This window comes from Nocardioides sp. 31GB23 (assembly GCF_040012395.1).
Taxonomy (GTDB): Bacteria; Actinomycetota; Actinomycetes; order Propionibacteriales; family Nocardioidaceae; genus Nocardioides; species Nocardioides salarius.
In genome coordinates this window covers 1-12,494 of sequence record NZ_JBDYKJ010000043.1, presented here as the reverse complement: position 1 = coordinate 12,494, position 12,494 = coordinate 1, and the positions used below count along the sequence as shown (strand labels likewise).

The 12,494-nt window shown below is 74.0% G+C and carries 13 protein-coding genes; 2 read left to right on the top strand and 11 right to left on the bottom strand.

What is annotated here, in order from left to right; translation table 11 throughout:
• Positions 1-5 precede the first annotated feature (5 nt).
• Both ABKW28_RS14445 and ABKW28_RS14440 read right to left on the bottom strand, forming a co-directional pair.
• Complete coding sequence (locus tag ABKW28_RS14445) at positions 6-731, bottom strand: sulfite exporter TauE/SafE family protein (RefSeq protein ID WP_348610798.1); 726 nt, start codon at positions 729-731, stop codon at positions 6-8.
• 24 nt (positions 732-755) lie between these two features.
• Positions 756-3,122 (bottom strand): excinuclease ABC subunit UvrA, encoded by a 2,367-nt coding sequence (locus ABKW28_RS14440; protein ID WP_348610873.1) that lies wholly within the window; start codon positions 3,120-3,122, stop codon positions 756-758.
• A 97-nt stretch (positions 3,123-3,219) separates the two neighbouring features.
• On the opposite strand from ABKW28_RS14440, the gene ABKW28_RS14435 reads away from it, so the two are divergent.
• Positions 3,220-3,657, top strand: coding sequence for an SRPBCC family protein (locus tag ABKW28_RS14435; RefSeq protein WP_193669231.1), 438 nt, complete (start codon positions 3,220-3,222; stop codon positions 3,655-3,657).
• On the opposite strand, the gene ABKW28_RS14430 is transcribed toward ABKW28_RS14435, so the two are convergent.
• The 5 genes from ABKW28_RS14430 to ABKW28_RS14410 all read right to left on the bottom strand — a co-directional run bounded on the left by ABKW28_RS14430 (position 3,635) and on the right by ABKW28_RS14410 (position 8,446).
• Complete coding sequence (locus ABKW28_RS14430) at positions 3,635-4,282, bottom strand: 3-oxoacid CoA-transferase subunit B (protein ID WP_341231617.1); 648 nt, start codon at positions 4,280-4,282, stop codon at positions 3,635-3,637. The two genes, ABKW28_RS14435 and ABKW28_RS14430, sit on opposite strands and share 23 nt — an antisense overlap.
• On the bottom strand, positions 4,282-5,106 hold the full coding sequence (locus ABKW28_RS14425; RefSeq protein WP_348610795.1) for a CoA transferase subunit A: 825 nt from the start codon (positions 5,104-5,106) through the stop codon (positions 4,282-4,284). The genes ABKW28_RS14430 and ABKW28_RS14425 overlap by 1 nt, the downstream gene beginning before the upstream one ends.
• 60 nt (positions 5,107-5,166) lie before the next feature.
• The gene (locus tag ABKW28_RS14420) at positions 5,167-5,937 is read right to left on the bottom strand and encodes a 3-hydroxybutyrate dehydrogenase (protein ID WP_348610792.1); all 771 of its coding nucleotides are present in this window, start codon (positions 5,935-5,937) and stop codon (positions 5,167-5,169) included.
• Positions 5,938-6,037: 100 nt separating this feature from the next.
• The gene (locus tag ABKW28_RS14415) at positions 6,038-7,885 is read right to left on the bottom strand and encodes a GAF domain-containing protein (protein ID WP_348610789.1); all 1,848 of its coding nucleotides are present in this window, start codon (positions 7,883-7,885) and stop codon (positions 6,038-6,040) included.
• A 117-nt stretch (positions 7,886-8,002) separates the two neighbouring features.
• The gene (locus tag ABKW28_RS14410; RefSeq protein WP_348610786.1) at positions 8,003-8,446 is read right to left on the bottom strand and encodes a hypothetical protein; all 444 of its coding nucleotides are present in this window, start codon (positions 8,444-8,446) and stop codon (positions 8,003-8,005) included.
• 148 nt (positions 8,447-8,594) lie between these two features.
• On the opposite strand from ABKW28_RS14410, the gene ABKW28_RS14405 reads away from it, so the two are divergent.
• The gene (locus ABKW28_RS14405; protein ID WP_348610783.1) at positions 8,595-9,386 is read left to right on the top strand and encodes a response regulator transcription factor; all 792 of its coding nucleotides are present in this window, start codon (positions 8,595-8,597) and stop codon (positions 9,384-9,386) included.
• A gap of 24 nt (positions 9,387-9,410) precedes the next feature.
• On the opposite strand, the gene ABKW28_RS14400 is transcribed toward ABKW28_RS14405, so the two are convergent.
• The 4 genes from ABKW28_RS14400 to ABKW28_RS14385 form a co-directional block, all read right to left on the bottom strand.
• Positions 9,411-10,064: a TasA family protein gene (locus ABKW28_RS14400; protein WP_348610780.1), complete on the bottom strand. Its 654-nt coding sequence runs from the start codon at positions 10,062-10,064 to the stop codon at positions 9,411-9,413.
• Between the two features lie 119 nt (positions 10,065-10,183).
• On the bottom strand, positions 10,184-10,525 hold the full coding sequence (locus ABKW28_RS14395; RefSeq protein WP_348610777.1) for an Hpt domain-containing protein: 342 nt from the start codon (positions 10,523-10,525) through the stop codon (positions 10,184-10,186).
• A 151-nt stretch (positions 10,526-10,676) separates the two neighbouring features.
• Positions 10,677-11,321 carry a hypothetical protein gene (locus ABKW28_RS14390; RefSeq protein ID WP_348610774.1) on the bottom strand — a complete coding sequence of 215 codons (645 nt, stop codon included), beginning with the start codon at positions 11,319-11,321 and terminating at the stop codon, positions 10,677-10,679.
• A 390-nt stretch (positions 11,322-11,711) separates the two neighbouring features.
• Entirely contained in the window at positions 11,712-12,407 is a 696-nt protein-coding gene (locus tag ABKW28_RS14385) for a signal peptidase I (RefSeq protein WP_348610771.1), read from the bottom strand.
• Between the last annotated feature and the right edge of the window lie 87 nt (positions 12,408-12,494).

The window sequence follows — 12,494 nt, the reverse complement described above, 5'->3', positions numbered from 1 at the left end:
AGCGGTCAGGCCAGCGCGCCGACGAGGGCCACGGTGCCGGTCGCGGCCAGCCCGGCCAGCACCAGCACCCGGAACCGCTCGGGCGAGAGCCGTCGGAAGACCGCGTCGCCCAGGCGCCAGCCCAGCGGCATGCCCAGCACACCCGCGGCGGCCACCACCAGCACCGGTGCGCCGACCTGGCCCAGCGCCACGAACGCGACCACCGCCACGGCGTCCTGCAGGCAGAAGGTGGCCTGCAGGGTGGCGCGGAAGCGGTGCGGCGCCTCGTCGCGCAGCACCAGCACCAGCGGCGGACCGTTCATGCCGGTCGAGGTCAGCAGCGCGCCGCTGGCCACCCCCGCGCCCCACTGGGCCCGGCGGCCGGTGGGCAGCCGCACGCCGGCCGCCAGCAGCGCCACGGTGCCCAGCAGCACCACCGCGATCACCGAGGTCAGCACCCGCTCCGAGGCCAGCAGCAGCACCGCCAGCCCGGCCGGCATCCCCAGGACACCGGCCACGGTCAGGCGGCGTACGACGGGGGCGTCGGTGTGGCCGTGCTCGCGGCGCCACGCCCCGCCGGTGAGCACCAGCCCGGCCACGGTCGCGGCCACCAGGGCGTCGCCCGGGCCGACCACGAAGCCCAGCAGGGGCACCGCGACCAGCGCGGAGCCGAAGCCGCTGGCGGCCTGGGCCAGCGCGGCCAGCACGAAGACCGCCACCGCCGCCACGGCCACCACGACGAGTGCGCTCACGCACCGGATCATGCCCTGGTGGGCTCAGCCCTCGCGCGCGGGCCCGCCGTCGACGTACGCCGCCAGGTGCTGGCCGGTGAGCGTGCTCGCGTCGGCGACCAGCTGGGCCGGGGTGCCCTCGAAGACGACGCGACCGCCGTCGTGACCGGCCCCGGGGCCCAGGTCGATGATCCAGTCGGCGTGCGCCATCACGGCCTGGTGGTGCTCGACGACGACCACCGAGCGGCCGGCGTCGACGAGCCGGTCGAGCAGGCCGAGCAGCTGCTCGACGTCGGCGAGGTGCAGCCCGGTGGTGGGCTCGTCGAGCACCAGCACCCCGGCCTTCTCCTTCATGTGTGTGGCCAGCTTGAGCCGCTGCCGCTCGCCGCCCGAGAGGGTCGGCAGCGGCTGGCCGAGGGTGAGGTAGCCGAGCCCGACGTCGAGCAGGCGGGTCAGCACCGAGTGCGCCGCCGGGACACGCGCCTCGCCCGCGCCGAGGAAGCGCTCGGCCTCCTCGACCGACATGGCCAGCACCTCGCTGATGTCGCGCCCGCCGAGCCGGTGCTCGAGCACCGAGGCCAGGAAGCGGCGGCCCCCGCACTCCTCGCAGGGGGCGGCGACACCGGCCATCATCGCGAGGTCGGTGAAGACCACGCCGGCGCCGTTGCAGACCGGGCAGGCGCCGTCGGAGTTGGGGCTGAAGAGGCCGGGCTTGACCCCGTTGGCCTTGGCGAAGGCCTTGCGCACCGGGTCGAGCAGGCCGGTGTAGGTGGCCGGGTTGCTGCGTCGCGAGCCGCGGATGGCGCTCTGGTCGACCGCGACCACGCCCGGCCCGCCGTCGGCGCCCGCGAGTGCCAGCAGCGACCCGTCGACCAGCGAGCTCTTGCCCGACCCGGCGACGCCGGTGAGCACGGCCAGGACCCCCATCGGCACGTCGACGTCGACGTCGCGCAGGTTGTGGGTGTCGGCGCCGCGGATCTCGAGCACACCCGTGGGCGTGCGCACCGCGTCCTTGAGCCGGGCCCGGTCGTCGAGGTGGCGGCCGGTGAGGGTGCCGCTGGCGCGCAGGCCCTCGACGCTGCCCTCGTAGACCACCGCTCCCCCGCCCGACCCCGCGCCCGGGCCGAGGTCGACGACGTGGTCGGCGCGCAGGATCGTCTCGGGCTTGTGCTCGACGACCAGCACGGTGTTGCCCTTGTCGCGCAGCTGCAGCAGCAGCTCGTTCATCTTCTCGATGTCGTGGGGGTGCAGCCCGATGGTGGGCTCGTCGAAGACGTAGGTGACGTCGGTGAGCGAGGAGCCGAGGTGGCGGATCATCTTGGTGCGCTGCGCCTCCCCGCCCGAGAGGCTCCCCGAGGGCCGCTCGAGGGACAGGTAGCCCAGCCCGATGGCGGTGAAGGAGTCGAGCAGGTGGCGCAGCCCCGCGACCAGCGGGGCGACCCCGGGCTCCTCGATCCCCCGCGCCCACGCGGCCAGGTCGCTGATCTGCCAGCTGCACAGCTCGGCGATGTCGTGCCCGCCGACCTTCGCCGAGCGCGCCAGGGCCGTGAGCCGCGTGCCGTCGCAGTCGGGGCAGGTGCCGAAGGTCACCGCCCGCTCCACGAACGCGCGCACGTGCGGCTGCACGGCATCGATGTCCTTGGCCAGGAACGACTTCTTGATCTGCGGGATCAGCCCGGCGTAGGTCAGGTTGATGCCCTCGACCTTGATCTTCGTGGGCTCGCGGTGCAGCAGGTCGTGCAGCTCGCGCTTGGTGAAGTCCCTGATCGGCTTGTCGGGGTCGAAGTAGCCGCAGCCGCGGAAGATCCGGCCGTACCAGCCCTCCATCGAGTAGCCGGGGATCGTCAGCGCGCCCTGGTTGAGCGAGAGCGAGTCGTCGTAGAGCGCGCTCAGGTCGATGTCGCTGACCTGGCCGCGGCCCTCGCAGCGCGGGCACATCCCGCCGAGCCGCTCGAAGGTGACCTTCTCGGTGCGGGTGCGGCCCTCGCCGCGCTCGACGGTCAACCCGCCGCTGGCCGAGACCGAGGGGGTGTTGAAGGAGAACGCGCTCGGGGCGCCGACGTGCGGCCGGCCGACCCGGCTGAAGAGGATGCGCAGCATCGCGTGGGCGTCGGTGACGGTGCCGACCGTCGAGCGCGGGTCGGCCCCCAGCCGCTCCTGGTCGACCACGATCGCCGTGGTCAGTCCCTCGAGGACGTCGACCTCGGGGCGGGCCAGCGAGGGCATGAAGCCCTGCACGAAGGCGCTGTAGGTCTCGTTGATCAGGCGCTGGGACTCCGCCGCGATGGTGGCGAAGACGAGCGAGCTCTTGCCCGAGCCCGAGACGCCGGTGAAGACGCTCAGCCGTCGCTTGGGCAGCTCGACGCTGACGTCGCGCAGGTTGTTGACCCGAGCCCCCTGGACCCGGATCAGGTCGTGCCCGTCGGCGGGGTGCCGGCCGGGACCGCGCGCCGCCGGGTCACCCCCGTGGTCGGTTTCGACTGGTGCCACGCAGGACACAGTAGGGCCCATGAGCACGAACACCAGGGAGATCTCCGCGACGCCGACCGCCGTGTGGAAGGTGCTGGCCGACGGCTGGCTCTACCCGCTGTGGGTGGTCGGCGCCTCGCGGATGCGCGAGGTCGACGACCATTGGCCGGTGGTGGGCTCCAGGCTGTACCACTCGGTGGGCAGCTGGCCGCTCCTCGTCGACGACGAGACCGAGGTCCTGCAGTGCCGGCCCGAGGAGCTGCTGCAGGTGCAGGCCAAGGCCTGGCCCGGCGGCGAGGCCGGCGTGACGATCAGCCTCGAGCCGGTCGGGACCGACCGCACGCGGGTCACCATCGAGGAGGACGCGACCAGCGGCCCGGGCAGGCTGGTGCCCAAGCCGCTGCGCGACCTGCCGCTGGCCTGGCGCAACACCGAGACGCTGCGCCGCCTGGCGTTCATCGCCGAACGTCGGCACTGACCTCCAGGTCGGCGTCGGTGCGCTCGCGCACCTCGTCCTCGGTGACGCCGGGGGCGAGCTCGACGAGCCGGAACCCGCTGCCGGTGACGTCGAGGACGCCGAGGTCGGTGATCACCCGGTGCACGACGGCCTTGCCGGTCAGCGGCAGCGTGCAGTCGCGCACCAGCTTGGCCGAGCCGTCGCGGGCGGTGTGCTCCATCAGCACGATGACGCGCCGGGCGCCGTGGACCAGGTCCATCGCGCCGCCCATGCCCTTGACCATGGCGCCGGGCACCATCCAGTTGGCCAGGTCGCCGTTGCCGGCCACCTGCATGCCGCCCAGGATCGCGGCGTCGACCTTGCCGCCGCGGATCATCGCGAACGAGGTCGCGGAGTCGAAGTACGACGCCCCGCGGCGCAGCGTCACGGTCTCCTTGCCGGCGTTGATCAGGTCGGGGTCCTCGGTGCCGGCGACCGGGTAGGGCCCCACGCCGAGGATCCCGTTCTCCGACTGCAGCACCAGCTCGACGCCGTCGGGCACGTGGTCGGGCACCTTGGTCGGCAGCCCGATCCCGAGGTTGACGTAGGACCCGTCCTCGAGCTCGGCGGCCGCGCGTGCGGCCATGTCGTCCCTGCTCCACCCCATCAGCGGGCCTCCCTCACGGAATCTGTTGACCTCGGGGGGTCCACGGGGGGCGGAGCCCCCCCTGTGGTGCGCTTCTCTATACGCTTGTCAGCGGCCTGGTCGGGGGTCAGCTCGACCACCCGCTGCACGAAGACCCCGGGGGTGTGCACCTCGGCGGGGTCGATCTCGCCCGGCTCGACGAGGTGCTCGACCTCGGCGATGGTGACCCGACCGCACATCGCGGCGGGCGGGTTGAAGTTGCGGGCGGCGTCCTTGTAGACGAGGTTGCCGTGCCGGTCGCCCTTCCAGGCCCGCACCAGGCCGACGTCGGCGTGGATGGCGTGCTCGAGCACGTGCTCCTGCGGCCCGTCGGGGGTGGGCAGCACCTGCGTCTGCTTGACCGGCGAGGCGATCGCGATGCTGCCGTCGGCGGCGTAGCGCCACGGCAGGCCGCCCTCGGCGACCTGGGTGCCCACGCCGGTGCGGGTGAAGAAGGCACCGATGCCCGCGCCCCCGGCCCGCATCCGCTCGGCGAGCGTGCCCTGCGGGGTCAGCTCGACCTCGAGCTCGCCGGAGAGGTACTGCCGGGCGAACTCCTTGTTCTCGCCGACGTACGACGCGACCATCCGGCGCACGCGCCCGGCGCCGAGCAGGAGCCCCAGGCCCCAGTCGTCGACGCCCGCGTTGTTGGAGACCAGCTCGAGGTCGTCGGCGCCCGAGTCGAGCACGGCCTGGATGAGCACGGAGGGGATGCCGCAGAGGCCGAAGCCGCCCACGACGAGGGTGGAGCCCGAGGCGATGTCGGCGACGGCCTCGGCGGCCGACCCGATCGTCTTGTCGATCATCAGCTGTTCACCGACCTGTCTGGTTGGAGGGGCGGGGCCAGGGTACGGGCGCGGGGCGGCTCACGTGGCGGTCCACCCGCCGTCCATGACGTGCGAGGTGCCGGTGATCGAGGCCGAGTGCGGACCGCACAGCCAGGCGACCAGGCCGGCGACCTCCTCGGGCTCGACCAGCCGCTTGACGGGGGTGCGGGCGAGCAGCACCTCGTCGACGACGCGGTCCTCGGGCAGGCCGTGGACCCGCGCCTGGTCGGCGATCTGGCCCTCGACGAGCGGGGTGCGCACGTAGCCGGGGCACACGGTGTTGGAGGTGACCCCCTTGCCGGCGCCCTCGACCGCGAGGACCTTCGAGAGGCCCTCGAGACCGTGCTTGGCCGAGACGTAGGCCGACTTGTAGGCCGAGGCGCGCAGGCCGTGCACGCTGGAGACGTGCACGAGCCGGCCCCAGCCACGCTCGTACATGCCGGGCAGGGCGCGGCGGGCGAGCAGGAACGGCGCGCGCAGCATCAGGTCGTGGACCTGCTGGAACTTGGCGGGGTCGAGCTCGTGCACCGGCGCGACGTGCTGCACACCGGCGTTGTTGACCAGCACGTCGACGTCGAGGTCGAGGGCCTCGATGGCCTCGGGGTCGGTCAGGTCGACCCCGACGGCGCTGCCGCCCACCCGGGCGGCGACCTTGGCGGCGGCGTCCTCGTCGCGGTCGACGACCACGACGTGGGCGCCCTGGGCGGCCAGGGCCTCGACGACGGCGGCGCCGATGCCCCCGGCTCCGCCGGTGACGAGGGCACGACGGCCCTCCAGGGAGGCGGACGTGGCGGCGGTCACAGAGCTCATGGCGCTCACGGTAGGAGGCCGACCGCACACCGGTCCATGTGTCCGGCCACCATCGTCGCGACCGGGAAGTGTGCCGTCGGCACACCCCCGGTCGGCTGGGTCAGTCCGCGGGCTGCTGCGAGCGCAGCCGGGCCACCCGCAGCGCCAGCTGCAGGTCGAGCGCCGCGTCGGGCTCGCGCCACCGGGCCCCCAGCAGCTCGGTGACCCGGTCGAGCCGCTGCGCCACCGTGTTGGGGTGCACGTGCAGGCGCTCGGCCGCGGCCCGCGACCGGCCGCCCTCCGCGAACCACGCCTCCAGCGTGGTCACCAGGTCGGTGCCGCGCCGCCGGTCGTGGTCGAGGACCGGCCCGAGCGCCCGCGCCACGAAGTCGTCGAGCTCACCGGGCCCGCTCGTGCCGAGCAGCAGCCGGGTCACCCCCAGGGCCGCCGGGTCGGCGCACTCGCCCACGCGGCCCAGCGCCAGCAGCGCCTCGAGGCAGCGGCGCGCCTCGTCGTACGCCGCCGGGAGCGCACCGTCGACGGGGTGCCGGGGCCCGGAGGCGACCCCGAGCGTGACCGGCTCGCCGCACGCCTCGGCCAGCGCAGCGCGCAGCCGCTGCCCCACGGCCTGCGCGTCGTCGTGGGCCGGCACCAGCAGCACCGGCCGGCCCCGGTGCTCGACGGCGAGGCCCTCGGCGGCACGGGCCAGGCGGGCCGCGGCGCGCACCGCGCGGTGCCGCTCCCCCGCGGGCACCTCCGCGACCGCGACCACGCAGCCCGCGTCGAGGCGCAGCCGCTGGCTCCGCGCGCGCTGGCGCAGCCGGGCCGGGTCGGCCTCGCTGCCCTCGATCAGGTCGGTGAGCAGCGCACCCCCCAGCCGCTCCTCCGCCTCGTCGACCGAGCGGGCGAAGAGCAGCACCAGGCCGGCGACGATGGCGCCGCGCTCCAGCGTGCGCCGCCCCGCGCGGTCCAGGCGCGGTCCACCGTGCACCAGCACCGTCGCGAGGTGCTCCTGGCCCGCCAGGGCGGGGGCGAGGTAACCGTCGTCGAGCTCCACCGAGTACCCCGAGGCGACCGCCTGGTCGAGCGCGGCGCGCCCGGGACCGGGACCGGGCGCGGCGTCGCCGGCCAGCACGTGGCCGTCGGCGTCGAGGACCGCGACCCGGCTGCCGCCCAGCACCTCGCCCAGCACCGCGACCACCTCGGCGAGGGTGCTGCGGTGCAGCAGCAGACCGGTCAGCTGGTCGTGGGCGCGGGCCGCCTCCTCGACGGCCTCGGCCTGGGCGCGCAGCTGGGCGTTGGCCTCGTCGAGGTCGGCGAAGAGGCGGGCGTTCTCGAGCGCCACGCTCGCGTGCGCGGCGAAGGAGGTCAGCAGCGAGACCTCCTCGGGCGGGAAGGGACGCACGGTGCGGTGGGTGGCCAGCAGGGCGCCGATCACCCGCCCCTCGACGACCAGCGGCACCCCCAGGATCGCGCGGATCCCCTCGCCGGCCACGGCGTCGTCGACGAAGCGGCGGTGCACGAAGCGCTCGTCGTGCTGGTAGTCGGAGGTGAAGTAGGGCGCCCCCGCCTGGGCCACCAGCCCCAGCAGCCCGGTGCCCAGCGGCAGGCGCAGCGTGCGGAACTCCGCCGACAGCGCCCCGTCGGTGACCTTCATGTACGACGCCCCCTCGCCCTCGTCGTTGAGGGAGAGGTAGGTCATGTCGGCCTTGAGCAGCTGGCGGGCGCGGCGCACGATCGCGCTGAGGATCGCGTTGACGTCGCGGATCGCGGTCAGGTCGCTGGCGGTGTCGTAGAGCGCCGAGAGCTCGGCCTCGCGGGAGCGCTGGCGCGCGATCAGCTCGCGCAGCCGCAAGGCGACGTCGTACGAGCGGCGGGCCTCGGGGTCGTCCCCCGCCTCCTCGACGAGCCGGTCGAAGTCGGCGCGCGGCGCCTCGTCGTACAGCAGGTCGAGCAGGGTGCGGGCCACCGTCGCATCATGCCGGAGGTTTGGGCCTGCCGCCTCGAGGGGTAGAGGAGGGCTGGACCTCGGGACCGTCTCCACACGCAGCCCGCCTCTCGGGCGCGGGCTGCGTCGGCGGTGCTGCTACAGGTTGCCCTCCGTGCACCGGCTGCCCACCTCGAAGGTGGGAGCCTCCCAACCGGCCAGCTTCGACTCGATGCTCACCGTGTAGCTGCCGCCACGGCCCACCGTGCCCGTCGACAGCGACGCTCGCTTCGCGGTGCCGGTGGCGCGGTCGACCTCGTTGCCGTTGCGCGACAGGACGTAGGTGTAGGTGTAGGCCCTGCCGGCCGGGCCGGGGTCGGTGAAGGACGAGACCGAGACGTCGAACCGCTCCCAGAACAAGAACGTCGAGCACGACGTCGAGCCCTGCACCGAGCTCGGCGCCACCAGCGAGGCGGCCCCGACCGCGAGGCCCGAGGCCTTCGGCGTCGAGAACCCGGCGTACGCGATCTGCGGCGCGACCAGGAGGAACACGGCAACGAGCAGCACCGTCCCGGCGCGTCGGACGCGGTCGATGGCGTGCATGGATGGTCTCCTCAGGGATAGTGCTCGGGGTCCTCCCCCGCAGGCCCTAGTCTGTCGTCAGCTTTGCAAGGCCCCGTGAGCCTGACCGCAAGGTTTCCGCAAGCCCGTCGAGCCGCCCCCACGTCTCGGCGTCGAGGAGGATCGACCCATGACCCAGGACGCTCCCGAGCGCCGCGCACTGGTCGTCGAGGACGACGAGGACATCCGGTCGCTGATCGAGTTCACGCTCGGCACGCAGGGCTTCGCGGTGACCGCCGTCGACACCGGCCCCAAGGCGATCGAGGCGGTGCGCGCCGAGGAGCCCGACCTGATCACCCTCGACCTGGGCCTGCCCGGCATCGACGGCATCGAGACCTGCCGGCGCCTGCGCGAGCTGACCGACGCCTACGTCGTGATGATCACCGGGCGCGACGACGAGATCGACCGGCTGCTCGGGCTCGAGACCGGCGCCGACGACTTCCTGACCAAGCCGTTCTCGGTGCGCGAGCTCAAGGCGCGGGTCAACGCGCTGTTCCGGCGTCCCCGGCGCGTGGAGCCCCGGGGGCTGGCCGCACCGGTCGGCGTCCCGGGCGGGCCGGACGCGGCTGTCGCCGAGCCGGCGCCTGCCCCGGTGCAGACGCTGCCCGACCACGAGCTGCTCGAGCACGGCCCGCTGCGCGTCGACGTCGACGGGCGCCGCGCGTTCCACGGTGACACCGAGCTGACCCTGACGCGCACCGAGTTCGACCTGCTCACCGAGCTGATGCGCACGCCCGCGCGGGTCTGGACCCGTGAGGCGCTGCTGCGCTCGGTGTGGGGCACCGACTGGGCCACCGACACCCACCTCGTCGAGGTGCACGTGGGCAACCTGCGCCGCAAGATCGAGGCCGGCCAGCAGGGCGTGCGCCTGATCCGCACGGTCCGCGGCGTCGGCTACCGCATGGAGACGCTGCCCGCCTGACCCGGACCGGTCGCGGGGCCCGGCTCAGCGGTTCTCGCCGGTGCGCTGCGTGGCGTCGAAGGTGAAGGTGATCGTGCCGGAGGCGCCCTGCAGGTTGTTGCCCGCCTCCAGCGGCAGGGCCAGGGTGACCCGGAGGTTGGCGGCGGCGCTCGTGCCGTTCACGGCGTTGAGCGTCGAGGCCGGCAGCACCTGACCGGTCATGGGCACGGCGCGCTGGGTGAGCACCGTGCTGGTGGTGCCGTTGCAGGCCAGCGTCATCGTGGAGCCGACCTTGGCCCACGGCACCGAGCACTGCTCGACGGTCATCTTCAGACCGTTCGCGTCGTTGGCGAGCAGCCCTCCGCCGGAGGTGCTCAGGGTCACCGACCCGAAGGTCTCGCTGCCGGCGGCGCGGGTCAGCTGGACGGCGCGCTGGGCGGAGTCGCCGGGGACCATGCCGGTCGCCGGCACGTTGAAGCCCTGGTTCTGGTTCGCCAGGCCCAGCTCGATGCGACCGGCCGAGACCGACTCCGCGGCCGAGGTCGACGACGTGAACGAGCCGTAGGTGCCCAGGCCCGCCACGGCCGCCGCGCCGGCGACGAGGGCCAGCGACGCCGCGAGCCGGCTCCCGGCGCCGCTGCGCGGGCGCGAGGCACGGCGACGGGGGCTCGGGCGACGGTGCGATCCGGGGCTGGTCATGGGAGCGCTCCAAGGTGGAAGGGGGGTGACAGGAGGAACTCTGCCGTCGCGGACGCAAGCCGGGCGCAGGGAAGCCCACGCTCAGGCGGTGGGTTCGCTCAAGGAACGCGCAAGGCGCGTCAGGAGGCGACGCCGGCCAGCGCCTGGCAGGTCTGCTGGGCCGTGCTCGAGAGGCGGCGTACGGCGCGCCGGGCGCCGACGGTGTCACCGGCCCGCACGTGCTGCTCGACGTCCTGGGCCAGGCTCGCCAGCGCGACGGCCCCGACGGTGCTCGCGGAGGTGCGCAGGCTCAGCACCGCGTCCATCAGGTCGTCGTGGTCCTCGGTCTCGAGGGCGGTCAGGACACGCCCCACCCGGCCCGGGAGCATCCGGAGGTAGGTGCCGACGAAGCGGCCGACGAACGCGCGGTCACCGAGGTCCGTGCCCAGCTGGGTGATCACAGCGGTGTCGAGGACGCGCATCGGTGTGGCTCCTTCGACGCCCTGCCGGGCCGGCGGGTGGGTGGGGTGGTGGTGTGGTGCTGTGGTGGAGGAGTCGGATCGTGCCGTGTGGCCGCTGCTCCCTCCGCGGCGGCCACACGTGTCTCCGGCGCGAGGGCCGGAGCGATCAGCCTCAGCGGGCCTCGGCGGCGCGCTGGGTGGCGTCGAAGACGAACTTCACGCTGTCGCTCTTGAGCTGGAAGTCGTTGCCCGCGCTCTGGGGCAGGGCCAGGGTGATCCGCAGGTTCGAGACCTTCGAGTCGGCGTTGAGGGTCTTGGTCACCGCCGCCAGGTCACGGTTCGCCGCGATGACCGGCACCGAGGACAGGATCGAGGTCACCTCACCGGCACAGGTCATCTTCTTCGACTCCGCCGCCTTGACCCACGCCGTGGCGCACTGGTCGATGGACATCTGCAGCCCGTCCTTGGCGTTGCTGGTCAGGATCGAGGGCACCGCGGCCGCCGACGTCGTGGTCAACGCCACCGACCCGAACCCCTCGGTCACACCAGCACGGCTCAGCTGCACCGCACGCTCCACGGTGTCCCCGGGGACCAGACCGACCGCGGCCATGTCCAGGCCCTGCGTGCCCTGACCGGCCAGCTCGATCCTCGTCTCCCCCGACGCCACCGCCTCGGTGGCGTCGGTCGAGGACGTGAACGAACCGAACGTGCCCAGACCCGCCACCGCCGTCGCACCAGCAACCAGCGCCACCGAGGCAGCAACACGAGTGACGGACTTGCGAGAAGCGGTCTTCGAGGAGGAGGTGTTCGAGGCCATGAGGGGAGTCCTTGTCTAGAGGCCGGCGAGTGCCGGTCCGGGGGCGATGAACAGAACTCTGACGCCCCCACCTCAAGCCACCACCCCGCAAAGACCCCCCGTTCCCACAAGCAACCCGCAAGACCACCGCGAGCCGGCGCCAGTTCCCCGCGACCCGGCACCACTTCCCCGCGAGCCGGCGCCAGTTCCCCGCGAGCCGGCGCTACTTCCCCACGAGCCGGCGCTACTTCACGGCGTACGCCGCCAGCTCCAGGAGCTCACGCCGGCCCGGCAGGAACTCGCGCCGGCTCGCGGAGCCGTCTCGCCGAGCCGGGGCCGGAGACGCAGCAACCGCCCGGGTCCTGGTCGGACCCGGGCGGTGCGGTGGAGCTGGGAGCGGGAAGCGGCGGCTCAGGCCTCGGCGTCGTCGGCGTCGTCGTCGTCGCTGTCGTCGGTGTCCTCGCCGGCCCAGATGCGGCCCAGGCCGAGGAGGAGCACCGCACCCAGGGCGCCGTACAGGATCACGTCGTTGAGGACCGGGGTGCGCAGGGCGCGGATCACGGAGCCGACCTTCGGGACGACGGCCTGGACCTCCCAGACCGTGTCGCCCTCGAGGGTCGCGACCCACGGGTCGACGTTCGGGTTGTTGTCGCCCTTGGTGCGCACGGCGACCGAGCCGTCCTCGCCGCGGATGACCTCGGTGACCCGGTGGGTCTCGACGCGGTGGTCCTCGATCGGGATGGCGTAGGTGATCACGTCGCCGACGGCCACGTCGGCCTTCGGCCGCTCGGCGGTCACCACCACGTCGCCGACCATGATGCCGGGCTCCATCGAGCCGGTGAGCATGGTGGCGGTGCGGTAGCCCAGCACGTGCGGGCCGATGGCGAAGAACAGGAAGAAGGCCAGCGCGGCCACGACCAGCAGCGAGGTGACGACCCGGCCGAGGCTGCGCAGGACCCGGACCGTTCGCCGGACGGGTCGCCGCGGCGCGGGGGCCGGCGACGTGCCACCGGTGGTGACCGGGGTCGTGCTGCGACGCGGAGCCATGGTGCGCACGGTGGTGGCGCGGTGACGGCCGACGACCAGGGGAACGGCGGGGCTGCTCATGATCCGGCTCCTGCGAGGTGGTGGGGGGGGGGGGGGGGGGGGGGGGGGGGGGGGGGGGGGGGGGGGGGGGGGGGGGGGGGGGGGGGG

What these genes read in the sequence shown, in the direction of transcription:
- ABKW28_RS14420 (WP_348610792.1), bottom strand. Translation starts at nt 5,937, where the DNA reads ATGAGCTCTGTGACCGCCGCCACGTCCGCCTCCCTGGAGGGCCGTCGT.
- ABKW28_RS14425 (WP_348610795.1), bottom strand. Translation starts at nt 5,106, where the DNA reads ATGATCGACAAGACGATCGGGTCGGCCGCCGAGGCCGTCGCCGACATC.
- ABKW28_RS14430 (WP_341231617.1), bottom strand. Translation starts at nt 4,282, where the DNA reads ATGGGGTGGAGCAGGGACGACATGGCCGCACGCGCGGCCGCCGAGCTC.
- ABKW28_RS14400 (WP_348610780.1), bottom strand. Translation starts at nt 10,064, where the DNA reads ATGACCAGCCCCGGATCGCACCGTCGCCCGAGCCCCCGTCGCCGTGCC.
- ABKW28_RS14385 (WP_348610771.1), bottom strand. Translation starts at nt 12,407, where the DNA reads ATGAGCAGCCCCGCCGTTCCCCTGGTCGTCGGCCGTCACCGCGCCACC.
- ABKW28_RS14435 (WP_193669231.1), top strand. Translation starts at nt 3,220, where the DNA reads ATGAGCACGAACACCAGGGAGATCTCCGCGACGCCGACCGCCGTGTGG.
- ABKW28_RS14395 (WP_348610777.1), bottom strand. Translation starts at nt 10,525, where the DNA reads ATGCGCGTCCTCGACACCGCTGTGATCACCCAGCTGGGCACGGACCTC.
- ABKW28_RS14410 (WP_348610786.1), bottom strand. Translation starts at nt 8,446, where the DNA reads ATGCACGCCATCGACCGCGTCCGACGCGCCGGGACGGTGCTGCTCGTT.
- ABKW28_RS14390 (WP_348610774.1), bottom strand. Translation starts at nt 11,321, where the DNA reads ATGGCCTCGAACACCTCCTCCTCGAAGACCGCTTCTCGCAAGTCCGTC.
- ABKW28_RS14405 (WP_348610783.1), top strand. Translation starts at nt 8,595, where the DNA reads ATGACCCAGGACGCTCCCGAGCGCCGCGCACTGGTCGTCGAGGACGAC.